Source organism: Nocardia neocaledoniensis (assembly GCF_003182135.1).
Lineage (GTDB): Bacteria > Actinomycetota > Actinomycetes > Mycobacteriales > Mycobacteriaceae > Nocardia > Nocardia neocaledoniensis.
Genome location: NZ_QGTL01000008.1, coordinates 262,584 through 286,058, shown reverse-complemented (window position 1 = coordinate 286,058; position 23,475 = coordinate 262,584). Strand labels below are relative to the sequence as shown.

Genomic DNA, 23,475 nt, shown 5'->3' with positions numbered 1-23,475 from the left:
TCTAGCCTCAGAAATCCACCCAGGGTATGTGGACGGTCGACCAGTTCATGGTTACGGTCGAGCACACCACCAGCAGAGACGGAGCTCACATGTCCGTGCCCGACCGCGTCGCGCCGAACTCCCCCGCCGACCTCGGCCTCACCGAACTGAGCGCCGCCATCGCCGAAGGCCACCTCACCTCCGTCACGGCCGTCACCGACGTGCTCGACCGCATCGAGGCGTCCCAGCCGACCCTCAATGCCTTCCGCGTGGTGCGGCGCGAGGCCGCGTTGCGGGAGGCCGCCGAGGCCGACGCGCGCCGCGCGGCCGGGACACGGTTACCGCTGCTCGGTGTGCCGATCGCGGTCAAGGACGACACCGACATCGCCGGGGAGGTCACTGCCTTCGGCTGCGGCGGCGAGTTCGAGCCCGCCGCCGCCGACGCCGAATCGGTGCGACGGCTGCGCGCGGCGGGCGCGGTGATCGTGGGCAAGAGCAACACCTGCGAGCTCGGCCAGCTGCCCTTCACCAGTGGCGACGCCTTCGGGCACACCCGCAATCCGTGGGACCGCACCCGCACGCCCGGCGGCTCCTCCGGCGGGTCGGCGGCCGCGGTCGCGGCCGGATTGGTGCCCGCCGCACTGGGTTCCGACGGCGCGGGCTCGGTGCGCATTCCCGCCGCGTGGACCAATCTGGTCGGCATCAAGCCCCAGCGTGGCCGCATCTCCACCTGGCCGCATCCCGAGGCGTTCCACGGTCTCACCGTCAACGGGCCGCTCGCGCGGACCGTGCGCGACGCCGCGCTCCTGCTCGACCTCGCCGCCGGGCCGCATCCCGGCGACCTGCACACGCCTGCGCCGATCGACGCGACTGCGGCGGTGGGCCGCGACCCGGGCAAACTCAGAATCGCGCTCTCCCTGCGCATCCCGTTCACCGCGACCCGCACCGCCCTCGACCCGCAGATCGCGGCGGCCGTACACGACCTGGCGACCACCCTGCGCGCCCTCGGCCACACGGTGACGATCGCCGATCTGCACTACGGCGTGCTGATCGGCGCCTCCTTCCTGCCGCGCTCACTCGGCGGGATCAGCAAGGTGCACCGGTCCATGCCCGCGGCGGTCGTCGACCCGCGGACCACGGCGAACGCCCGCATCGGCCGAGTGCTCAGCGGTCCCGCGCTCACCGCGGCCCGGATGCTGGAGCCACTGCTGCACCGGCGGATCGGCGCGTTCTTCGACGACTACGACGTGGTGCTGGCACCGACCACGGCCACCCCGGCCCCGCGCGCCGAGGAGATCGACGGCATCGGCGTCGGCGCGACCAACGGCCTGATCACCGGCGCGTGCCCGTTCACCTGGCCGTGGAACGTCCTCGGCTGGCCGAGCGTGAACGTCCCCGCCGGGTTCACCGACACCGGTCTGCCGATCGGCGCGCAGCTGATGGGCACCGCGAACGCTGAGCCGACACTGATCGCCCTGGCCGCGCAGCTCGAGGCGGAGCGGCACTGGGAGCGCGACCGGCCGACACCGTGGTGGACCTAGCGACCCGGTTCGGCCCAGCCCTCGATATCGCTCTTGGTGCCCGCCGGGCAGCCGTCCTGACCGGGTTGGCGCGGGAACATCATCAGGCAGCGCTGCGGGCCCTGCCCGCCGACGGCCGTGGTGACCAGCACCGCGATGGATGACCCGTCGGCCACGCGCCGGGTCGAGAAGCCGAGTGTGCCGGTGACGCCGCGATAGTCGCTCTCGCGCATCTGCACCGCGATGGCGGTGCGGTTCGGCGGCAGGTCGGCCAGCACGCCGCGACTGCTGCGCACCGCCTGCAGGAACAACCCGCTCACGTCGAAGGCCAGCCCGGTGCGATCGCCTGCCCAGGTGGGCCGGTAGTCGCCGAGTTCGGGATAGCCGCGCAGTTCCTCGATCAGGCCGGCCAGCTCGACGCACAGCTGCTCGTGTTCGAACGGCACCGGCTGATCGCCGACCTTGCCGACGCCGCGGACGCAGTCGGCGCCGCCGAGCATCACCGGCGCCGCCTTGGACACATAGCGCACTGTGAGGTTGGCAGGCAGGGCCGCGGTCGCCTTGGGGTCGGTGATCAGGCGGGTCACCGCGTCGTTGCCCAGGATCGCCGGGCCGTCCCCGCTGAGACAGCCCCGGCTCACCGCCTTGGCGAAGGTGGGGAAGTCGTCGTTGCGGCCGGCGAAGAACAGCAGGGTGTTCCGGTCGAAGCCTTCGGTCTCACACGGCGCCGGGAACCGGTACAGCTGTTGCTGTTCGCGCCAGCTCAGGCTCTCCTGGGCCACACCGCGTTCGGCGAGTTCGTCTTTCAGGTCCGCGACCAGGCTCGTCACGTAGAGGTCGTCGGCCGCCTCCGGGTGGTAGATCACCACCTTGTCGTAGCGGCGGCCGCCGGTGTTCTCACGGGCGCCCTGCGCGTAGTCGGCGATCAGCCGCGCCTGCACCTTGTTGCTCGGCGCCGCCTGGAAATACAGCGGCGAGGCCTGATCGAGGCCGTCGGCCGACAGCGTCGTCGCCACCGCGGGCACGCCGAGTTCACCGAGCCGGGTGATCGCCTTGCGGGTCTCGTCGGTGCTGCGGTCGATGCCGACCACGCCGAGCACACTGGCGTCCGCGGCCGCCAGCCCGCGCAGCTGATGCTCGACCACCCACTGCGCCTGCCGCATGTCGGTGCCGCCGTTGGCGATGACGATCCGCAACAGCGGCTCGGACTCGTCGGAGGCCAGCAGCGCGCGGCGCTGCTGCACCGCCAGCCCGGCCAGTTCCTCGACCTGGGCGTGCGGATAGCGCACGTTCGTGTCGGCGTAGCTGAGCCCGGCGAAGTACACCAGCGAGACCAGGGGCCGGTTCGGGTTGCTCTCGCGGGCCTCGGCCGCCGCCGTGTTGAGCCGGAACACCTCGCGCTGCATGGCGGTGAGCTCGGGATCGTCGGCGAAGATCTGGCGCGGGTTGTCGCTGTAGCCGACGCACTCACCGTCCCGCAGACTCACCGACACACCGTCGGTCCACGGCCACTGCGAACACGGCGCCCCGCGCAGCGGCGGGAAGTAGACGAGCGCCGCGCCGATCGCGAGGGCGATCGGGATCAGCACGCACAACCCGACGAACCAGCTGCGCGCGGCCATCGGCGGCGCGGGCGGCAGTGCCATCCCACGGAAGCGCGGATCGCTGACCCGTGGCGGAACGTCGGCGGGCAGCAGCGCGCGCAACGGCAGGAACCACGCGTCGGCCTGCCGGTGGGTGCGCCGGTTCTCGATCTCGCGAACCCAGCTCTGCAGCGGGTCCGGCGGCTGCGCGGTCGGCCGCTCGGCGATGCTCTCCAGCGTGCGCAGCTGACGCAGGTCCCCGATGTGGCCCAGCTCGCCGACCTCGCGGCGCGGGCCCTCGTCGCGGAAGGCGACCACCACCAGCGGATCGAAATGTCCTGTCTCGTTGCGGATCTCGTTGATCCAGGTGAGGATCCGCGCGCCGTCGCCGTCCTCGGCCAGCCCGCCGAGCAGGGCCACCGGATAGGCGGTGCGCCGCCAGCTCGACGGCCGCCAGATCCGGCGCCGGTAGGCATCGCGCAGGTCCTCGAGGAAGGCGTGGATGAGCAGCTTGGCGACCTGCTCCTCGTTCTCGTCGACCCGGTGCGAGGCCGTGAGTCGCGAGGCGAAACCCAGGAAACTGCCGGACAATTCGGGCGCGAGGTAGCGCTGGTGCAGGAACCACCGCGTCACCTTCGACATGCCGGGGATGCGCCCGGACACCCACAGCCACAACCGCAGCACCGGCCACAACGCCAGCACACCGAAGACCACCCGCGAGATCGTGTCGCCCGCCACCCCCTCGGCGGTGTCGGAGCGACTCGTCGGCGAACCGCTGCGCAGCAGCTTGGGCAACCGGCGGCGCAACTCGTCAGGCGTCTCGGATTCGTCGCTGGTGACGCGCTGCCGGGTCAGCCAGTCGGCGGTGCGGTAGCGCGGGAACTTGATCGCGCCCATGGCGGTGTCGTCGGCGGCGAACCCGGCGACCAGCTGCTGAATGATCGGCAGACAGTGCCCGGCGAGTTCCTGATCGTCGACCGAGCTGACCGCGTTGAGGTCGGGAGTGAGCGCGGTGCGCGGCAGATCCGGGGCGTGCAGATCGATCTTGGCGCGCGGTGTCGCGCGCCTGCCGCCGGATTCGCCCAGCCAGCTGTACAACTCGCCGACCAGCGCCGTGTGCCCCTGCACCCCGACCACCTCGACGATCGGCCGCGGCAGTGTGCGCCGTCCGCGCCACAGCGCGCGCAGCACTCGCGGCTTGGCGTCGGGAATCTCGAGTACCCGCAGCAACTCCAGCAGCTTGCCGACATCATTGGCATCGGGCACTTCGACGGCCTCCCCGGGGCGAACAGCGAGCACACCGGATCGCACCCGGCGTATTCGCCGAACGATACCCCGTCCGGCCGACACTCAAACGGTCAAAAGCCCAGCTTCCCCAGCTGTTTCGGATCACGCTGCCAGTCCTTGGCCACCTTCACGTGCAGGTTCAGGTAGATGCGGGTGCCGAGGATGTGCTCGATCTGCTTGCGCGCGTTGGTGCCGACCTCCTTGAGCCGGGAACCGTTCTTGCCGATGATGATCGCCTTCTGGCTCGGCCGCTCGACATACAGCAGGGCATGCACCTCGAGCATGTCCTCGTTGGCCTCGTACGGCTGGATCTCCTCGATCACCACGGCCAGCGAATGCGGCAGCTCGTCGCGCACGCCTTCGAGCGCGGCCTCGCGGATCAGCTCGGCCATGAGGGTTTCCTCGGGCTCGTCGGTGATCTCGCCGTCGGGGTAGAACGCCGGGCCCTCGGGCATCTTCGAGGCGATCACGTCGACGAGCACCTCGACCTGCTCCCCCTTCACCGCCGATACCGGTACCACCTCGGCCTCCGGCCCGAGCAGCTGGGAGACCGCCATCAACTGGTGGGCGACCTGGTCGCGACTCACCTTGTCGATCTTGGTGACCACGCCGAGCACGGTGGTCTTGGGCGCCATCATCTTGATCTGCTCGACGATCCAGCGGTCGCCGGGCCCGATCTTCTCGTCGGCCGGGATGCACACGGCGATCACGTCGACCTCGGAATAGGTATCGCGCACCAGATCGTTGAGGCGCTGGCCGAGCAGGGTGCGCGGGCGGTGCAGACCGGGGGTGTCGACCAGGATGAGCTGGGCGTGCTCACGGTGCACGATGCCGCGGATGGTGTGGCGGGTGGTCTGCGGACGCGAGGAGGTGATCGCGATCTTGGTGCCGACCAATGCGTTGGTCAGCGTCGACTTGCCGGTGTTCGGACGGCCGACGAAACAGACGAAGCCGGAACGGAACTCGGACTCAGCCACCGCGCACCTCGCTCAGGACGGCGCCGCCGCGATCGGTGCTGATCACCGTGGCCGACGGCGAGACCTCGTGCAGCGCGGCGATTCCGGCGTCCTCGGGGTCGCCGGCGACCACGACCGCCGCCTCGAAACCCTCGGCGCCGCTGGAGATCGCGGCGGCCACGGCGGCCTGCAGCGCGGTCAGCCGCAGGCTCGACAGCGCGACCTCGCCCGCGGCGTAGGTGCGGCCGTCGGTGTCGCGCACCGCGGCGCCGCTCGCACCGCCGGTGCGGCCCAGCGCGCCACGCGCCAGCACCAGCAGCTTGTTGTCCTCGGCATCCAGTTCACTCATCGGCTTCTCCGTTGTCGTCGGGCACGTTGACCTGCGCGGGCTCGGCGCCCTCGCCGGTCCGCGCGGTGTTGTTCTTCTTCTCCTTGTCGGGCGCGCGGCGCACCAGCACGGTGTTGACCCGCATGCGGCCGCGCGCGTCCGCGCCGCCCTCGCCGCGCAGCACCAACCCGTACACGGTCACCTTCGACCCGGGCAGCGGCACGCGCCCCAGCTCGTGGGCGAGCAGGCCGCCCACGGTGTCGACGTCCTCGTCCTCGATGTCGAGCCCGTACAGCTCGCCGAGGTCCTCCACCGACAGCCGCGCCGACACCCGGTAACGGCCGTCGCCGAGGTCCTCCACCGGCGGGGTCTCGTCCGTGTCGTACTCGTCGGCGATCTCACCGACGATCTCCTCGAGCACGTCCTCGATGGTCACCAGCCCGGCGATGCCGCCGTACTCGTCGACCAGCAGCGCCATGTGGTTGCGACGACGCTGCATCTCGTCGAGCAGATCGTCGAGCGGTTTGGAGTCGGGGATGAACACCGCGGGCCGCATCACCTCGCGCACCGTCACCTTGCGGCTGCGATCGGCATAGGGCACAAGGTCTTTCAGGTACACCACGCCGAGCACGTCGTCGACGTTCTCACCGATCACCGGGATCCGCGAATGCCCGGACCTGACCGCCAGCGACATCGCCTGCGACGCGGTCTTGTCGTGCTCGATCCAGACCATCTCGGTGCGTGGCACCATCACCGCGCGGGCCAGGGTGTCGCCGAGTTCGAAGACCGACTGGATCATCCGTCGTTCGTCGTCGGCGACGACGCCGCGCTCCCTGGCCATGTCGACCACCTCGCGCAACTCGATCTCGGAGGCGAAGGGGCCGTTGCGGAATCCCTTACCGGGCGTGATCGCGTTGCCGAGCAGGATCAGCAGCCTGCTCACCGGGCTCAGCACCGCGCCGATGACCTGCAGGGGCACCGCGGCGCCCAGCGCGATCGAATAGGCGTGCTGGCGGCCGAGGGTGCGGGGCCCGACACCGATCACGACATAGGACACGACCACCATCACCGCGGCGGTGACCAGCAGCGCCGTCGCCGGGCTCCACAGTTGCAGTGCCGCGGCGGCGAGCAGGACGGTGGCGGTGATCTCGCACAGGATGCGCAGCAGCACCGTCAGATTCACGTATCGCGGCCGGTCGTCGACGATCTTGCGCAGCCGCGCCGCGCCGGGGCGTTCCTCGCGGACCATGTCGTCGAGCCGGGCCCGCGACACCGTGTTCAGTGCCGAGTCGACGCCGGCGAAGATCCCGCCGAGGCCGATCAGCACGATCGTCAGCAGGATCTGGGTGAATGCCGTCACGCGGGGCCCAGCGCGTCACCCGGCGCGGTGAAGCCCGCCTTGCCGAGCAGCCGGGCGTCGCGCTCGGCCAGTTCGGCGCGCCGCTGTTCCTCGCGCAGGCTCACGTACCACTCTTCGAGCAGCTGGCCCTGCAGCGCGAACATCTCCTTCTCCTCCTCCGGCTCGGCGTGGTCGTAGCCGAGCAGGTGCAGGACGCCGTGCACGGTGAGCAGCGCCAGCTCGTGGTCGAGCGAATGCCCGGCCTTCTGCGCCTGCCCCATCGCGAACTCCGGGCACAACACGATGTCGCCGAGCATCGAGGGCCCGGGCTCCGGGCTGTCGGGGCGACCGCCCGGCTCGAGCTCGTCCATCGGGAACGACATCACGTCGGTGGGGCCGGGCAGGTCCATCCAGCGCACGTGCAGGTCGGCCATGGTGTCGAGATCGACGAGCACCATCGACAGTTCGGCGGCCGGATGCACGTCCATCCGGCCGATCACGAAACGTGCCACGCTGACCAGGTCTTCTTCGGGGACGTCCATGCCCGATTCGTTGGCGATCTCGATGCTCACCTGTTCAGGGTACGGGCCGCCGTTTGATCCATGAAACCGCATCGGTCCAGCGTGGCGCGGGTAACCGCGGCACAGCGCGATGCGGGTTCCGCGCTGGGAACCCGCATCCGCCGCGCGCCGCTATCCGCGGTTCGCCCGGCCCGCCGCGCGGCGCTGCGCGCGGTTGCCGGGGTAGTGCGGGCCCGGCACCGCGCGGGTGTCGGATTCGTACCGGTCGTAGGCGTCGACGATGTCGGAGACCAGCCGGTGACGCACCACGTCGGCGCTGGTGAGCTCCGAGAAGTGGATGTCGTCGATGTCGGTGAGGATCTCCGAGGCCGCCCGCAGACCCGAGCGCTGCCCGTTGGGCAGGTCGACCTGCGAGATGTCACCGGTGACCACCATCTTCGACCCGAAGCCGAGGCGGGTGAGGAACATCTTCATCTGCTCGGCCGTGGTGTTCTGCGCCTCGTCGAGAATGATGAACGAGTCGTTGAGGCTGCGGCCACGCATGTACGCCAGCGGCGCGACCTCGATGACGCCCGAGGCAAGCAGCTTCGGGATCGCCTCGGGATCCATCATGTCGTGCAGCGCGTCGTAGAGCGGCCGCAGGTACGGGTCGATCTTGTCGTTGAGCGTGCCGGGCAGGAAGCCGAGCCGCTCACCGGCCTCGACCGCGGGCCTGGTCAGGATGATGCGGGTGACCTGCTTGGACTGCAGGGCCTGCACCGCCTTGGCCATCGCCAGATAGGTCTTGCCGGTACCGGCGGGACCGATGCCGAACACGATGGTGTTGGCGTCGATCGCGTCGACGTAGCGCTTCTGGTTCAGCGTCTTGGGCCGGATGGTCTTGCCGCGGCGCGACAGGATGTCCAGGCTCAGCACCTCGGCCGGCGATTCCGACACGCCCTCGGTGAGCATGGAGACGGTGTGCCGGACCGCTTCGGGGGTGATCACGCGATTGCGGCCGGTCAGCGCCACGAGCTGCTCGATGACGCGCTCGGCCAGCGCGACGTCACCGGCCTTGCCGGTGATGGTGACGGTGTTGCCGCGGACGTGGATGTCGGCCGGGAGCAGCTTCTCCAGCTGACGGAGATTCTGGTCGGCCGAGCCGAGGAAGGGGAAAACAGACTCCGGGGCGAGTTCGATGCTGGAACGCACTGTTCGCGCCGCGGGACCCGCGTTGTTTCCGCCTGCGCCGATGCCTGATACGGGGTTGGTGGGGTCGCCGATCTCGCCTGAGTTCTTCAAAAGTGGCTATAGCCTGCTTCCGGTCTCGACTGTGTGTTCGATGAGCTCAGTTTAACGCGCGGCACCGACACCGCCCAGCGATATAACGACCGGTTCGGCCGAATCGCGATCGACGAGTGATCGCAGGTCACAGCGGCCGCGCTACCACCGCGGGGTGAGGGCGCCGACGGCGCCGAGTGCCACCGCGGCGGCCGTGGAGGTGCGCAGCACGGTCGGACCGAGCAGCACCACGTCGGCGCCCGCCTCGGCCAGCGCGGCCAGCTCGGTGTCGTCGAGGCCGCCTTCCGGCCCGACGATCAGCACCACCTCGGGCGCCTCGGCCAGGGCGAGCTCGGTGAATTTGTGGGCGCCGGACTCGTGCAGTGCGGCGACGATCGCGCCGTCGGCCTTCGCGGCGCGCACCAGCTCGAGCAGGTCGCGGGTGCGGTGCAGCTCGGTGACCTCGGGGATGTACGCGCGCCGGGACTGCCGGGCGGCGGACTTGGTCGCGGCGCGCCACTTCTCGATCCCCTTGGCGGCCTTGGCCTCCCAGTTCGCGACACAGCGCGCGGCCTGCCACGGCACGATGACGTCGGCGCCCGCCTCGGTCATCAGCTCGACGGCGAGTTCGGACCGATCCGATTTCGGCAACGCCTGCACGACCCGCACCCGCGGCGTCGCGGGGGTGGCCACCCGGCGGGTGCGCACGGCGAGGTCGAGCCGGTTCTTCTCGGCCGCGACGACCTCGGATTCGGCGAGCACGCCGCGTCCGTCGGACAGGGTGATCGGCTCGCCCACCCGGATCCGGCGCACGGTCGCGGCGTGCCGGCCCTCCGGCCCGTCCAGGACCGCGACGGCACCGGGCTCGGGGACCTCGTCGAGGTAGAAGACCGTCGCGGCCACCGGGTCAGCGTCCGCTGAAGGAGGCGCGCAGGCGGGCGAACAGGCCGCTGTTGTGCTCGGACTGGGCCGACATCACCTCGGCGCGGTCCTTGTCGCGCATGCCCTTGAACTTGCGCAGCAGGTCGGTCTGCTTGCCGTCCAGCTTGGTCGGCACCACGATGTCGAGGTGCGCCAGCAGGTCGCCGCGCGCGCCGGAACGCAGCCGGGGCATGCCGTGGGCGCGCAGCTGGATGACCTCACCGGGCTGGGTGCCCGGCGCGATGCTGAGCTCGGTGGGCCCGTCGAGGATCGTGTCGACCACGACGGTGGTGCCGAGGATGGCGTCGACCATCGGCACCCGCACGGTGCAGTGCAGGTCGTCGCCGTCGCGGACGAAGGTGTCGTGCGGCTGCTCGACGACCTCGACGTAGAGGTCACCGGCGTGACCGCCGCCGGGGCCGACCTCGCCCTGCGCGGCCAGGCGCACGCGCATGCCGTTGGCCACCCCGGCCGGGATCGGCGCGGCGATCTCGCGGCGGGCGCGCACGCGGCCGTCACCGCCGCACTTGTGGCAGGGATCCGGGATGGTCTCGCCGGCGCCGCGGCAGGTGGGGCACTGTCGCGAGGTGAGCACCTGGCCGAGGAACGAGCGCTGCACCGACTGCACCTCGCCCGCGCCGTCACAGGTCTCGCAGCGCACCGGCTTGGAGTTGCCGTTGGTGCCCGCGCCCTGGCAGATGTCGCAGAGGATGGCGGTGTCGACGGTGAGGTGCTTGGTGACGCCGACAGCGCATTCGGCCAGGCTCAGCCGGGTGCGGATGAGCGAGTCGGCGCCGGGCTGCACGCGGCCGCGCGGCTTGCGCGCGCCGCCGCCCTGGCCGCTCATCCCACCGAAGAACGCCTCGAAGACATCGCCGAGGCCGCCGAAGCCCGCGCCGCTGAATCCGGCTCCGCCGCCGCCGTTTTCGAGCGGGTCACCGCCGAGGTCGACGATCCGGCGCTTCTCCGGGTCGGTCAGCACCTCGTAGGCGGTGGAGACTTCCTTGAACTTGGCCTGGGCGGCCTCGTCCGGGTTCACGTCGGGGTGCAGTTCGCGGGCCAGCTTGCGGTAGGCGCGCTTGAGCTCCTGGTCGGTGGCGTTCTTGCCGACGCCGAGCAGTCCGTAGTAATCCCGTGCCACTTGAGTTCTCTAGTCCTTGGTCGCTGTGGTCCAGCCGAGCGCCGGGCGCATCCTTTAGTCGAATCGACTCAACTTTACCGGCCGAAGTTCCGACTTTACAGTGCGGGTCGACCGTCCCCGGCTCGCCGTCACCTTTCGGCGAGCACCTCGCCGATGTACCTGGCGACGGTCGCCACCGACGCCATCGTCCCGGGATAGTCCATCCGGGTGGGCCCGAGCACACCCATGCCGCCCAGGACCGCGCCCGCCGCTCCGTAACCGGTGGACACCACCGAGGTGCCACGCATCTGCTCGACCTGGGTCTCCTCGCCGATCTGCACCATCACCTGGCCGGGCTGCTGCGCCGCGGCGAGCAGTTTGAGCACGATGACCTGCTCTTCGAGCGCCTCGAGCACGGTGCGCAGGGAGCCGGGGAAGCCGAAGTCGGCGACATTGCGGGTGAGGTTGGCGGTGCCGCCGAGGACGAGCCGCTCCTCGGGGTGCTCGACCAGGGTCTCCACCAGCACGGTCGAGACGCGGACCAGCACGTCCTTGATCTTGTCCGGCGCCCGTTCGGGCAGCCCGGCCACCGACGCGCTGGCCACCGAGAGCAGCTTGCCGTCCATGGCGCCGCCGAGCAGGCCGCGCAGGGCGGCGAGATCGTCGTCGGAGATCACCGCGCCCAGGTCGACGATGCGCTGGTCGACCCGGCCGGTGTCGGTGATCACCACCAGCAGCAGCCGGGCCGGGTTGAGCGCGACGACCTCGATGTGGCGCACGATCGACGCCGAGACCGTGGGGTACTGCACGACGGCGACCTGGCGGGTGAGCTGAGCCAGCAGGCGGACCCCGCGGCGCAGGACGTCGTCGAGGTCGACGCCGGATTCGAGGAACTCCATGATCGCGCGGCGCTCGGCGCCGGAGAGCGGCTTCACCTCGGCGATGCGGTCGACGAACTCGCGGTAGCCCTTGTCGGTGGGAATGCGCCCGGAACTGGTGTGCGGCTGGGTGATGTACCCCTCGGCCTCGAGGACCGCCATGTCGTTGCGGATGGTCGCGCTGGAGACACCCAGGTTGTGCCGCTCCACGAGCGACTTCGAGCCGATCGGTTCCTTGGTGGCGACGTAGTCCGCGACGATCGCTCGCAGGACCTCGAAACGCCGATCCTCGGTGCTCGACGCCATCGACCCCACCTCCTCGCTCGTGCCGGGTTTCCTCATCGGCCCGCGTGTGTTGCTGTGTTCGTCGCACAGACTCGCACGCGGACGCTCGCAGCGTCTCGTTCTCCAGTCTAATTGTCCGGTCCGGAATCGCCCGCGCACCTCGTCGTCCCGCGCCCGGGGTTGTCCACAGGGCGCGAGTTGTCCACAGATCGCCGATCGGGGCTGGCCGGGGCGGGGGGCTCGGCGTACGTTCGGCACTGATTCAGCTGTTCACCAGTGGTTTTCGGACCGACGGGGAGGGATGCGCGATGCAGCGGGACGTGGTGGCGGTGGATCCGGCGGAGTTCGCCGGATTCGATCGGGGGTGTGCGGAGTTCCTCCGGGTGATCGAGACCATCCGGGCGCTGGCCGGCCGGATCGCCGAGCAGGAGTACTGGGGGCTGGGCGAGGACGACCCTCGGCTGATCTCCGCCGCGGCGGTGGTGGCCAGGTTGCGCGCGAAGGCGCGTCACGGCGGGAACAGCGTCGACGCGGTGCTGGCGGCGCACGCTCGCGTGGTGGCGGAGCTGCGGCTGGCTCTTCGGCGGGCGTTCGAGGAATTCGCACTCGTCGACGAGGAATGGGCTGATCGACAGAGGTCGGTGGACGGCGCTGTGACGCAGCGGGTTTCGACGGAGGCCCGCGATGTTCGGGTATGAGCCACCCGGGATTCCGGGCCGGGGTGAGAACGTCCGGAATTGGCGGCACCGGGAGATCGTCGCGGCGTTCGCCCCGCTCGACGTGACGGCGGCGTTCGCGCAAGCGGACTCGTTCGAGCAGATCGCGCGCTGGTGGGAGGAAGGGGTATCCGCCTTCGCCCATTCCCTGCGCGAGGCACAGGTGGTGACGTGGTCCGGTACCGCGGCGGACACGGCCCGCGCGGCCGTCACCGCGTATCTGGCGGAGGCGAGGGAATTGACCGCCGCCTTCGTCGAGCTGTCGGAGGTGGTGCGGGCGGCCGCCGAAGCGATCGTGACCACCAGATCCGCGATACCCGAGCCGGTCGGCACCGAGGTCGCCGACGCCGCGGCGAAATACGGCGCGCAGGAGTGGGCGGTCGAGACCGCGCGCACGGCGATGCACGAGCGATACGTGCTGCCGTTCGGCACGGTGGACCGCCGGATTCCGGTGCTGCCCAGGCCGACTCGGCGAGTCACGGCTTTTCCCGAGGCGCGGTGGGCTTCGGAGCCGGAGGAAGGAAGGTCGAGTGCGTCACTCGACGGATCGCCGAAGGACAGGCCGAGGGCCGAGGATCGGCCGGATGATCGCGACGGCGGTGACGATCGACGGGGTGGCGGCCGCGGCGGCCTCGATCGACCGGGTGACAGCGGCGACGACGATCGCCCGGGTGACAGCAGCGACGACGACCGACCACAGCCTGCGGGCAGCGGTCCGAGGGACGACCGGGCGGGCGAGGAACGGGCGTCCGCCGATGCGGATTCCCAGGGCCTGTCCACAGGGCAGGAATCGCACGAGGACTCAGACAGCACCGACCTGGCGGCCACCGGCACCGGCGCCAGTACCGTAGCGGACAACAGCTCCGGGGCCACCACCATGGCAGACAACGGCACCGGCCCCACCACCATGGCGGAAAACAGCTCCGGCCCAACCACCATGGAAGACAACGACGCCGACCCCACCACCATGGCGGACAACGGCACCGGCGCCACCGCCATAGCGTCCAACGGCACCGGACCCAGCGAGATCGAGGGCAGCGGTACGGCGGCGACGTCTGAGGGCGGTGGTCCGGTGGGGGGCGGGCCGGATGTCACGGGCGCACGCGGGGGCGAGTCAGCGGGGCAGGGCGTGGGCGAGTCGGTCGTCCGGACGGCTTCGGGCAATGCGGGCGTCGCTCCGCTGTCGCCGCCCGTCAGCGGCTTCGGCACGGGAGGAGGAACAACTCCCCTGCCCGCGCCGGACGTGGAGCCGGACTCGGGGTGGGTCGGGGAACGGCCGGGCCGGCAGGACCTCTCGCGCGATGTGCGTCAGGACCTGGCGGCTGGCGGCACATCTGCGACGGGATCGGGAGAGCGCGCATGGGCAGGTGGCCCGCGCTATCAGCCTTCGCCACTCTCCGATCCGCTGGAACCTGGGATCGGTCGCAGTGTCCCCGGCGCGGCCGGGCCGGTCATCGGGGCGAACCCCTCCACGGCGGTGTCCGCGCCGCGCATCCTTGATCGCCTGTTCCACTACGCCGCACCCACTGCCGGACAGGTGCCGGACCCGCAGCACGAGCGGGCACTGCCGGACTACTCTTGATCACGGCGGCGAATACCGAGGCGCTGCTGGGTGATCGGTGTCCGACGGTCACCGGCGGAGTGATCGGCGGTGAGTTGCCCACGCCAGACGGCGAGCAGCGATCAGCGTCGGCTCGGGTCTGACATGGCATCGAGCCGAGAGGGCCGGGCCGCGGGATGCGGCGGCGGTGTCGGCCGCCCAGGGTGGGCGGCCGAAACCGAGCTAGCCGCGAGCTGCCGACTGCGCGGCGCCCACCTGCTTGCCCGCGAGGGCATCCAGGCCGAGCATCGCCAGCAGCGATACACAGTCTTCGGCGTCGTTGGAATGCGACGCGACCGTGCGGGCGGCGACCGCGCACTGCCGCGCGTTCTCCGCCTTCTCCGCAGAGCGCGCTTCCGCGAATTCGCTCTGCTCGTGGACGAGGGTGATGTGCCGTTCGGTGGACATATAGCTCCCTAGGATCGAGCCGAAGCCTACGCCCCCAATCGTTATCTTCGGCCGCGAACCCAGCGAAAGCCCCGCTTCGACACCCCGGTGTCACCGGCCTGCGGTGAGGTGTGCATCACGCCGGATCACTCCACTGACCGGGCGATCTTCCTGGTCGCCCGAACGGCAGGGCGGCCCGGAAATTCGGGTCACGAATCAATATCGCGCGGGCTACCCGCGCGCGGCCCGCAGCATCCGCAGTTGCCCGATCTCGGCCACGTTCTTCATCAGTTCGGCATCGACCCAGGAGACCTGATGCGCGACCGTCAACCCGGCATCGGCCGGCCATGGATAGGCCGAGTCCGCGTCGAGCGCGGCATCGTCGAGTCCGTCGAGGACACCGAGCCAGTCCGCGCGCAACCCGCGCAACCACTCGACGGTGGGGGCGCCGGGTCCGGGCCAGGCGATCTCGGTCCGTTCCCGGGGCGGCCGGTGCCGCGCGTGGTCGATCGCCACGCTCCACCACCAGCCGATGTGCCAGGTGAGCCAGCCGATCGTCGGCACCGGGATCGGATCGGGTTCGGTGTCCGCCCAGTCCGCGACCCAGACCTGCTCGCCGTGCTGGCGCATCGTCCAGCACAGCTCGCCCGGCTCCCACAGGAAGTCGGCGGGTTCGAGCCGCTCGAGATGGAACTCGAAAAGCGACCAGACGAGGTCGAATTGCCAACGCAGCAGGTCGGTTCGGGAGGACGGCACGCCGCGCATCGTGCCACGCCGCCCCCTCGTCGGGGAATCGATTTTCCGGTCGCGGCGCTCCGGCACCGGCGCTCAGGTCAGCAGATCGCGGACGATCCCGTCGGCGAGCAGGCGGCCGCGATCGGTGAGCACCAGGTGGTCGTCGGCGATCACCGCGAGGCCCTCGGCGACGACGCGGTCGAGGGCTGGTCGCGCGGACGGCGCGAGGGTGTCGATCGGCAGACCGGTGCGGAGGCGGACGGTGAGCATGAGGTGCTCGGTGTAGCGCTCGTCGTCGGTGAGAGCCTCCCAGCCCGCGGCGGGCAGGCCGCCCAGCGCGACGCGGTCGGCGTAGCGGGCCGGATGTTTGACGTTCCACCAGCGGACGCCGCCGACGTGACTGTGCGCGCCGGGTCCGGCGCCGAGCCAGTCGCCACCGTCCCAGTAGCCGAGGTTGTGCCGGCAGCGCGCCGCGTCGTTCGCGGCCCAGTTCGAGACCTCGTACCAGGACAGCCCCGCCTCGGCGAGGCGGGAGTCGATACGCTCGTAGCGGGCGGCGAGCACGTCGTCGTCCGGCGCGGGCAGCTCACCGCGACGGACCTTGCGCGCCAGTGCCGTTCCGTCCTCGACGATCAGCGAATAGGCGGAGACGTGATCGACGCCCGCGGCCAGCACCGCGTCCAGGCTCGCGTCGAGGTCAGCGTCGGTCTCGCCCGGCGTGCCGTAGATCAGGTCCAGGTTGACGTGATCGAACCCGGCCGCCCTGGCCTCCTTCGCCGCCGCCACCGCGCGACCCGGCGTGTGCGTGCGATCGAGCACCTTCAGCACGTGCTGCGCCGCGGACTGCATGCCCAGCGACACCCGCGTGTATCCGGCGGCCCTGATGCGCGCGAAGAACTCCGGAGAGGTGGACTCCGGATTCGACTCGGTGGTCACCTCGGCGCCCGCGGCGAGGGTGAAGTTCGCGCGCACGGCGTCGAGGACCGCGGCCAGCCCGTCCCCGCCGAGCAGCGACGGCGTCCCGCCGCCGACGAAGATCGTCGACACTTCGGGCGTCGCGCTCGGCAGCGCGCCGAACTCGGCCGCGGCCGTCGCGAGCTCACCGCGCAGTGCCTCGAGCCACGACTGCGGCGACGCCGAGGTCCCCAGCTCCCCCGCCGTGTAGGTGTTGAAGTCGCAGTACCCGCACCGCGTCGCGCAGAACGGCACGTGCACGTACACCCCGAACGCGCCGCCGCCGAAATCGCGCAGCACCGGCCGCTCGGCCTCGGCGGGAATCACGCCGGGAGCCCCGGTGGCAGCGCTGGAAGTCACCTCCCCAGTCTGCCCGGCCCCGACGGCGCGTCCCGCACGGCCCCTGGCCCGACGCGATCGCGGTCACGGCCGCGTCGGCGCAGCGTCCAGGCGTCGCGCAGCGACATCGCCCCACCTCTCGCGCAGACGCCGGGTCGAGCCGGTGACCCGGCGACCGGCCCGGACGGATCAGTCCGCGACCACCGGGGTGTTCTGATTGGCCGTCAGCACCCAGGCGCCGTCCTCCTTGGTCATCACGTACATCGGCGTGCCCTGACCCGAGAGTTCGCCGTCGAGGGTGAAGTAGCGCTGACGGATCTTGACGGCGGCGACATCGGGGCGCAGGAACAGCACGTGCTCGATCTCGTAGGTCGCCTTGCCGTGCGTGGTGGCGCCGGGCAGGACCTGCGCGGTGAACTCGGCGATCGCGGCCCGGCCGAACAGGCGCTTGCCGTGGCCCGTGGTCCAGATCGCGTCCTCCCGGAAGACACCGGTGAACGCGTCGATCAGTTCGTTGTCCTGCGCGTGCGCGATGGTGTCGACGACGGCGCGAAGGGCCGCCAGTTCGGTGTCGAGGTCGGCGGGAGTCCGGCCGGCCACGGTGACGTCGTTGCTCATGCGCCCACTGTGCAACCTCAACGACGCTCCAGGTCAACGTGCTGTGCCGTACCGCACACGGCGATCCGAAGACGTATCACCGGTCGCTTCCACGCAGCCGGGTATGACCCCCGTCACAGAACGGGACAACCGTCCAGGGAATTTCCCTCAAAACTGCGGGAAATATCTCCTTGGGGTCGGAACGACCCGGCTGACATGGCACAATAGGCGCATGCACGCAACCGGAGTACGACTCGTGGCCCGCCGCCACGTCGACTTCCAGCGTGTCTGCAGCGCCTGTTGTCGGCCCGGTTTCCACCGGTAGCGCAGCGGCGTCCCCGCCCGGGTATCTCCCGGTGCCTTCGACTCTCATCGGCCCGCTGACCACCTGACGCGAGCCAGCCCCTCGCGCCTTCAGCACGGATGTACCACCCACCCCGCAGGAGCGACCCCACATGACGTCGAGCACCGACGCCGCTTCGACCGACCAGTCGACGCCGCAGGCCAGCCCCGAGCGCGCAGCAGCCAAGCGCCCGGCAGCCGAACGCCGCGTGCGGCCCGACCGGCCGCGCAGCGAGGCGCCCGTCGCGCCGCGCGAGCGCACCGGCAAGCCGGTCCGCCGGCGTTCCGAGGGCCAGTGGGCCCTCGGCTACCGCGAGCCGCTGAACCCGAACGAGCAGTCCAAGAAGGACGACAATCCGCTCAACGTGCGCGCGCGGATCGAGAACATCTACGCCAAGGGCGGCTTCGACTCGATCGACAAGGCCGATCTGCGCGGCCGCTTCCGCTGGTGGGGTCTCTACACCCAGCGCGAAGAGGGCTACGACGGCACCTGGACCGACGACGACAACATCGACCTCCTCGAGGCCAAGTACTTCATGATGCGGGTGCGCTGCGACGCGGGCGCGCTCAACGCTGCCCAACTGCGCACCATCGGCCAGATCTCCACCGAGTTCGGCCGCGACACCGCCGACCTGTCCGACCGCGAGAACGTCCAGTACCACTGGATCGAGGTCGAGAACGTCCCCGAGATCTGGCGCAGGCTGGAGTCGGTCGGTCTGCACACCACCGAGGCGTGCGGCGACTGCCCGCGCGTGATCCTCGGTTCCCCGCTGGCCGGTGAGTCGCTCGACGAGATCATCGACCCCACGCCCGCGATCGACGAGATCGTCAAGCGCTACATCGGGAAGAAGGAGTACTCCAACCTTCCCCGCAAGTTCAAGACCGCGATCTCGGGCCAGCAGGACGTGGTGCACGAGATCAACGACGTCGCCTTCGTCGGCGTGAACCACCCCGAGCACGGTCCCGGCCTGGACCTCTGGGTCGGTGGCGGTCTGTCGACCAACCCGATGCTGGCCAAGCGCGTGGGCGCGTGGGTGCCGCTCGACGAGGTGCCGGATGTGTGGGAAGCCGTCGTATCGCTGTTCCGCGATTACGGCTATCGCCGCCTGCGCACCAAGGCCCGCCTGAAGTTCCTCGTCAAGGACTGGGGCATCGAGAAGTTCCGTCAGGTGCTCGAGGACGAGTACCTGAAGCGCAAGCTCATCGACGGCCCTGCTCCCGAGCAGCCGGCCAAGCCGATCGACCACGTGGGCGTGCAGAAGCTGCGCAACGGCCTCAACGCCGTCGGCTTCTCCCCCATCGCCGGTCGCGTGTCGGGCACGATCCTGAGCAAGGTCGCCGACGCCGCCGAGAAGTACGGCTCGGACCGCATCCGGTTCACCCCGTACCAGAAGCTGATCGTCCTCGACATCGCCGACGACCAGGTCGACGCGCTGATCGACGAGCTGGAACCGCTCGGCCTGCAGGCGCGTCCGTCGATCTGGCGGCGAAACCTGCTCGCCTGCAGCGGTATCGAGTTCTGCAAGCTGTCGTTCGTCGAGACCCGCAAGCGCTCGCAGGTGCTCGCCCCCGAACTCGAGCAGCGCCTGGCCGACATCAACGCGCAGCTCGACGTGCCGATCACGATCAACATCAACGGCTGCCCGAACTCGTGCGGCCGGTCCCAGATCGCCGACATCGGCTTCAAGGGCCAGCTCGTCGACGACGGCAACGGGAATCAGGTCGAGGGTTTCCAGGTTCACCTGGGTGGCAGCCTCGGCCTGGACAGCGGGTTCGGCCGCAAGCTGCGTCAGCACAAGGTGACCAGCGTCGAGCTCGGCGACTACATCGAGCGTGTCGTGCGCAACTTCGTCAAGAACCGCGAAGACGGTGAACGTTTCGCGGTGTGGGCGGTTCGCGCCGACGAGGCCGACCTCCGCTAGTGGATGAGGAGATCTCAACTGTGACAACGAATCTCGCCGCCAAGCTGTCCGAGGACGAACTGCGCGCCATCGCCGAGCAGGGCGCGGCCGAACTGGGCCCCGACGCCTCGGCCGTTGATCTGATCGCCTGGACCGACCGGACTTTCGGCAACAACTACATCGTCGCCTCGAACATGCAGGACGGCGTGCTGGTGCACCTGGCCGCGCAGGCCCGCCCCGGCGTCGACGTGTTGTTCCTCGACACCGGCTACCACTTCGCCGAGACCATCGGCACCCGCGACGCGGTCGAGGCCGTGTACGGGGTGAACGTGGTGAACGTGCGCCCCGAGCACAGCGTCGCCGAGCAGGACGAACTGCTGGGCAAGGACCTGTTCGCGCGCGACGCGGGCGAGTGCTGCCGGCTGCGGAAGGTGGTCCCGCTGAAGAAGTCGCTGTCGGGCTACAACGCCTGGATCACCGGCATCCGCCGGGTGGAGGCGCCCACGCGCGCCAACGCCCCACTGATCTCCTTCGACGAAGCGTTCGGCCTGGTGAAGATCAATCCGATCGCACCGTGGTCCGACGACGAGATGCAGGCCTACATCGAGGCCAACGGCATCCTCGTCAATCCCCTGGTGGAAGAGGGCTACCCGTCCATCGGCTGCGCACCCTGCACGCGCAAGCCCGAACCGGGGTCCGATCCGCGCAGTGGCCGCTGGGCCGGCCTCGCCAAGACCGAGTGCGGATTGCACCAATCATGACCATCACCACCACCGGGAGTGAGCCTGTGAATACCGACACCACCGAACGCGATCTCGGCCTGACCGAGTTCGACACCCTCGCGGCGCTGGAGTCCGAGGCGATCCACATCTTCCGTGAGGTCGCCGGCGAGTTCGAGCGGCCGGTGATCCTGTTCTCCGGCGGCAAGGACTCCACCGTGCTGCTGCACCTGGCACTCAAGGCCTTCTGGCCCGCGCCGCTGCCGTTCTCGCTGCTGCACGTCGACACCGGGCACAACCTCGACGAGGTGCTCGAGTTCCGGGACAAGGTGGTGGAGAAGTACGGGCTGCGCCTGCACGTGGCCTCGGTCGAGGAGTACCTGGCCGACGGCCGCCTCACCGAGCGCCCCGACGGCATCCGCAACCCGTTGCAGACCGTCCCGCTGCTCGACGCCATCACCGAGCACCGCTTCGACGCGGTCTTCGGCGGCGGCCGCCGCGACGAGGAGCGTTCGCGCGCCAAGGAGCGGATCTTCTCGCTGCGCAACGCCTTCGGTCAGTGGGACCCGAAGCGCCAGCGGCCCGAACTGTGGAACCTCTACAACGGCAAGCACGCGCCGGGTGAACACGTGCGCGTGTTCCCGCTGAGCAACTGGACCGAACTCGACATCTGGCGCTACATCGCCCGCGAGGACATCGATCTGGCTTCGATCTACTACGCGCACGAGCGACCGGTGTACCAGCGCGACGGCATGTGGATGACCCCCGGCGTGTGGGGCGGCCCGAACGAGAACGAAGTGCTCGAGACCCGGTCGGTGCGCTACCGCACCGTCGGCGACGGTTCCACCACCGGCGCCATCATCTCCGACGCCGCCGACAACGAGGCCATCCTGGCCGAGGTCGCCGCGTCCCGACTGACCGAACGCGGTGCCACCCGCGGCGACGACCGTGTTTCGGAAGCCGCCATGGAGGACCGCAAGCGAGAGGGTTATTTCTGATGTCCGACCTCCTGAGGCTGGCCACCGCCGGTTCTGTCGACGACGGCAAGTCCACACTGGTCGGACGGCTGCTCTACGACACGAAGTCCGTGCTGGCCGATCAGATCGACGCCGTCACCCGCGCCTCGGTGGACAAGGGTCTGTCGACTCCCGACCTGTCGCTGCTGGTCGACGGCCTGCGCGCCGAGCGGGAGCAGGGCATCACCATCGATGTGGCCTACCGCTACTTCGCCACGCCGAAGCGCTCGTTCGTGCTGGCCGACACCCCGGGGCACGTGCAGTACACCCGCAACACGGTGTCCGGCGCGTCCACCGCGCAGCTGGTGATCCTGCTGGTCGACGCGCGCAAGGGCGTCATCGAGCAGACCCGTCGTCATGCCGCGGTGCTGGCGCTGCTCGGCGTGCCGAAGCTGGTGCTGGCCGTGAACAAGATCGACCTGGTGGACAACCCGGCCGAGGTGTTCGCCGCGATCTCCGCGGAGTTCAACGCGCTCACCGCCAAGCTGGGCTGGTCCGACGACGACGTTCTCGAGATCCCGGTCTCGGCGCTGCACGGTGACAACATCGCCAGCCGCTCGGAGAACACCCCGTACTACGACGGCCCCTCGCTGATCGAGCACCTGGAATCGGTGCCGGTGGACGCGGATTCGACCGGCACGCATGCCCTCGGCCTGCGCTTCCCGGTGCAGTACGTGATCCGTCCGCGCACCACCGAGTACCCCGACTACCGCGGCTACGCGGGTCAGATCGCGGCCGGTTCGGTCTCCCCCGGTGACGAGATCGTGGTGCTGCCCTCGGGCAAGCGCACCACCGTCGAGCGCATCGACACCCCCGACGGCGAACTCGCCGTCGCGCAGGTGGGCCGCAGCGTGACGCTGATCCTGGCCGACGAGGTCGACATCTCGCGCGGTGACATCATCGCCTCGGTCGCCGACGCCCCGGAGCCGATCGACACCTTCGACGCGACCGTGTGCTGGCTCGGCGACAAGTCGCTGCGTCCCGGCGCGCGGCTGCTGCTCAAGCACGGCGCCAAGACCACGCAGGCGATCGTCGGCGCGCTCGTGGAGCGGTTCGACGAGCAGACCCTGACGGCCGAGCCGAGCCCGGAAACCCTGGAGCTCAACGACATCGGCCGCGTCTCGCTGCGCCTGGCCGAGCCGATCCCGGCCGACGACTACCGCACGAACCGGCACACCGGCTCGTTCCTGCTGATCGACCCCGCCGGCGGCAACACGCTGGCGGCCGGCCTGGTGGGCGACGTGCTGACCTCGGTCGAGGTCGGTAGCGCGGTCTGATGTCGCGCACGCTCGCCCCGTCGCGCGGCGCCGCCCCGGTGCCGCGCGGCGGTGGCGGGCCCGCGCTGATCGCGGTCGCCCACGGCAGCCGTGACCCGCGATCGGCGGCCACCATGGCGGCCGCCGTCGCCGAGATCGCCGCCGCCCGGCCTGATCTCACCGCCCGCCTGGCCTTTCTCGACCTGAGCGCACCGTCGGTCGATCAGGTCGTCGACGACCTGGTCGCTCGGGGACACACCGACGCCATCGTTGTTCCGCTCCTGCTCGGCAGCGCCTTTCACGCCCGCGTGGACCTGCCCGCCCTGCTGGCTCAGGCGCGGCAACGGCATCCGCGGCTGCGGCTGACCCAAGCCGACGTGCTCGGCGCCGACCCACGTCTGATCGCGGCACTCCACGACCGGGTCGTCGAGGCCGTCGCAGGCCAGGCAGAAGTCGGCAGCGCAACGGACGCAACCACTTCAGCAAGCGGGGGCAGCTCAGCGCCTGCTTCATCAGGTGCAGCGGTGCCGGGCACCATATCGCCTGTCTCCATGGTCGGTGCGCCCGTGCGGGACACCGGCGCACTGGGGATCGCGGTGGCCGCGGTGGGCTCTCGCAGCGCCGCCGCCAATCTGCGGACTGCCGCGGTGGCGGGCCGCTTGGCGGAGGCGACCGGCGTGCGGACCGAGATCTGTTACGCCACAGTGGAACCCGGCATCCCCCTCGCGGTGGAGCGCCTGCGGGCGCGGGGCGCGCGCCGCATCGTGGTGGCCCCGTGGTTCCTCGCACCCGGCTTGCTCACCGACCGGCTGCACGCCGCGGCCCCGGATCTCCGCCACGCCGACGTCATCGGAGCGCACTCCGCGCTGACCGAGGTCGTCTGGGCCCGCTACGACAGCGCGTTCGCGGCCGAACTCGAACTCTCCGCCTGAGTTC

The 23,475-nt window shown here is 70.3% G+C and carries 21 protein-coding genes; 8 read left to right on the top strand and 13 right to left on the bottom strand.

All coding sequences use genetic code 11. From position 1 onward, the window contains the following. Positions 1–89: 89 nt before the first annotated feature. The gene (locus DFR69_RS22485) at positions 90–1,520 is read left to right on the top strand and encodes an amidase (protein WP_110039636.1); all 1,431 of its coding nucleotides are present in this window, start codon (positions 90–92) and stop codon (positions 1,518–1,520) included. On the opposite strand, the gene DFR69_RS22480 is transcribed toward DFR69_RS22485, so the two are convergent. From DFR69_RS22480 to hrcA, 9 genes are all read right to left on the bottom strand, one after another. Continuing rightward, positions 1,517–4,348, bottom strand: coding sequence for an ABC transporter substrate-binding protein (locus DFR69_RS22480; protein ID WP_244198399.1), 2,832 nt, complete (start codon positions 4,346–4,348; stop codon positions 1,517–1,519). The genes DFR69_RS22485 and DFR69_RS22480 overlap by 4 nt on opposite strands. Before the next feature lie 92 nt (positions 4,349–4,440). Then, on the bottom strand, positions 4,441–5,346 hold the full coding sequence (gene era, locus DFR69_RS22475; RefSeq protein ID WP_110039574.1) for a GTPase Era: 906 nt from the start codon (positions 5,344–5,346) through the stop codon (positions 4,441–4,443). Continuing rightward, on the bottom strand, positions 5,339–5,674 hold the full coding sequence (locus DFR69_RS22470; RefSeq protein WP_110039573.1) for a cytidine deaminase: 336 nt from the start codon (positions 5,672–5,674) through the stop codon (positions 5,339–5,341). Before DFR69_RS22470 ends, era begins: the two co-directional genes overlap by 8 nt. Continuing rightward, positions 5,667–7,013 carry a hemolysin family protein gene (locus DFR69_RS22465; protein ID WP_110039572.1) on the bottom strand — a complete coding sequence of 449 codons (1,347 nt, stop codon included), beginning with the start codon at positions 7,011–7,013 and terminating at the stop codon, positions 5,667–5,669. Before DFR69_RS22465 ends, DFR69_RS22470 begins: the two co-directional genes overlap by 8 nt. Next, positions 7,010–7,564 carry an rRNA maturation RNase YbeY gene (gene ybeY, locus DFR69_RS22460; RefSeq protein WP_019045862.1) on the bottom strand — a complete coding sequence of 185 codons (555 nt, stop codon included), beginning with the start codon at positions 7,562–7,564 and terminating at the stop codon, positions 7,010–7,012. The genes DFR69_RS22465 and ybeY overlap by 4 nt, the downstream gene beginning before the upstream one ends. 120 nt (positions 7,565–7,684) lie before the next feature. Further along, the gene (locus tag DFR69_RS22455) at positions 7,685–8,746 is read right to left on the bottom strand and encodes a PhoH family protein (protein ID WP_110039634.1); all 1,062 of its coding nucleotides are present in this window, start codon (positions 8,744–8,746) and stop codon (positions 7,685–7,687) included. A 189-nt stretch (positions 8,747–8,935) separates the two neighbouring features. Next, a complete protein-coding gene (locus DFR69_RS22450; RefSeq protein ID WP_110039571.1) occupies positions 8,936–9,676 on the bottom strand; it encodes a 16S rRNA (uracil(1498)-N(3))-methyltransferase in 741 nt (246 codons plus the stop codon). Positions 9,677–9,680: 4 nt separating this feature from the next. Then, positions 9,681–10,835: a molecular chaperone DnaJ gene (gene dnaJ, locus DFR69_RS22445; protein WP_110039570.1), complete on the bottom strand. Its 1,155-nt coding sequence runs from the start codon at positions 10,833–10,835 to the stop codon at positions 9,681–9,683. Positions 10,836–10,963: 128 nt separating this feature from the next. Continuing rightward, a complete protein-coding gene (hrcA, locus tag DFR69_RS22440; protein WP_110039633.1) occupies positions 10,964–11,998 on the bottom strand; it encodes a heat-inducible transcriptional repressor HrcA in 1,035 nt (344 codons plus the stop codon). Positions 11,999–12,285: 287 nt separating this feature from the next. On the opposite strand from hrcA, the gene DFR69_RS22435 reads away from it, so the two are divergent. Next, positions 12,286–12,675 (top strand): hypothetical protein, encoded by a 390-nt coding sequence (locus DFR69_RS22435; protein WP_110039569.1) that lies wholly within the window; start codon positions 12,286–12,288, stop codon positions 12,673–12,675. A gap of 82 nt (positions 12,676–12,757) precedes the next feature. Continuing rightward, positions 12,758–14,275, top strand: coding sequence for a hypothetical protein (locus tag DFR69_RS22430; protein WP_146229399.1), 1,518 nt, complete (start codon positions 12,758–12,760; stop codon positions 14,273–14,275). Positions 14,276–14,476: 201 nt separating this feature from the next. On the opposite strand, the gene DFR69_RS22425 is transcribed toward DFR69_RS22430, so the two are convergent. The 4 genes from DFR69_RS22425 to DFR69_RS22410 form a co-directional block, all read right to left on the bottom strand. After that, positions 14,477–14,701: a hypothetical protein gene (locus DFR69_RS22425; protein ID WP_110039567.1), complete on the bottom strand. Its 225-nt coding sequence runs from the start codon at positions 14,699–14,701 to the stop codon at positions 14,477–14,479. Positions 14,702–14,911: 210 nt separating this feature from the next. Continuing rightward, complete coding sequence (locus DFR69_RS22420; RefSeq protein ID WP_110039566.1) at positions 14,912–15,445, bottom strand: DinB family protein; 534 nt, start codon at positions 15,443–15,445, stop codon at positions 14,912–14,914. Between the two features lie 63 nt (positions 15,446–15,508). After that, the gene (gene hemW, locus DFR69_RS22415) at positions 15,509–16,729 is read right to left on the bottom strand and encodes a radical SAM family heme chaperone HemW (RefSeq protein WP_208644032.1); all 1,221 of its coding nucleotides are present in this window, start codon (positions 16,727–16,729) and stop codon (positions 15,509–15,511) included. A gap of 168 nt (positions 16,730–16,897) precedes the next feature. Beyond that, positions 16,898–17,326 (bottom strand): SgcJ/EcaC family oxidoreductase, encoded by a 429-nt coding sequence (locus DFR69_RS22410; RefSeq protein WP_110039564.1) that lies wholly within the window; start codon positions 17,324–17,326, stop codon positions 16,898–16,900. Positions 17,327–17,760: 434 nt separating this feature from the next. Here DFR69_RS22410 and DFR69_RS22405 point away from each other — a divergent pair, with 434 nt between their 5' ends. From DFR69_RS22405 to DFR69_RS22385, 5 genes are read left to right on the top strand one after another with little or no spacing between them, the layout of a single operon-like run. Continuing rightward, a complete protein-coding gene (locus DFR69_RS22405; RefSeq protein ID WP_244198398.1) occupies positions 17,761–19,569 on the top strand; it encodes a nitrite/sulfite reductase in 1,809 nt (602 codons plus the stop codon). A gap of 20 nt (positions 19,570–19,589) precedes the next feature. Beyond that, positions 19,590–20,309, top strand: coding sequence for a phosphoadenylyl-sulfate reductase (locus DFR69_RS22400; protein WP_110039631.1), 720 nt, complete (start codon positions 19,590–19,592; stop codon positions 20,307–20,309). Beyond that, positions 20,303–21,265, top strand: a complete 963-nt coding sequence (gene cysD / locus DFR69_RS22395; protein ID WP_425271604.1) for a sulfate adenylyltransferase subunit CysD — start codon at positions 20,303–20,305, stop codon at positions 21,263–21,265. The genes DFR69_RS22400 and cysD overlap by 7 nt, the downstream gene beginning before the upstream one ends. Then, the gene (locus DFR69_RS22390; protein ID WP_110039563.1) at positions 21,265–22,560 is read left to right on the top strand and encodes a sulfate adenylyltransferase subunit 1; all 1,296 of its coding nucleotides are present in this window, start codon (positions 21,265–21,267) and stop codon (positions 22,558–22,560) included. The genes cysD and DFR69_RS22390 overlap by 1 nt, the downstream gene beginning before the upstream one ends. Further along, positions 22,560–23,471, top strand: coding sequence for a sirohydrochlorin chelatase (locus tag DFR69_RS22385; RefSeq protein ID WP_110039562.1), 912 nt, complete (start codon positions 22,560–22,562; stop codon positions 23,469–23,471). The genes DFR69_RS22390 and DFR69_RS22385 overlap by 1 nt, the downstream gene beginning before the upstream one ends. Positions 23,472–23,475: the final 4 nt, after the last annotated feature.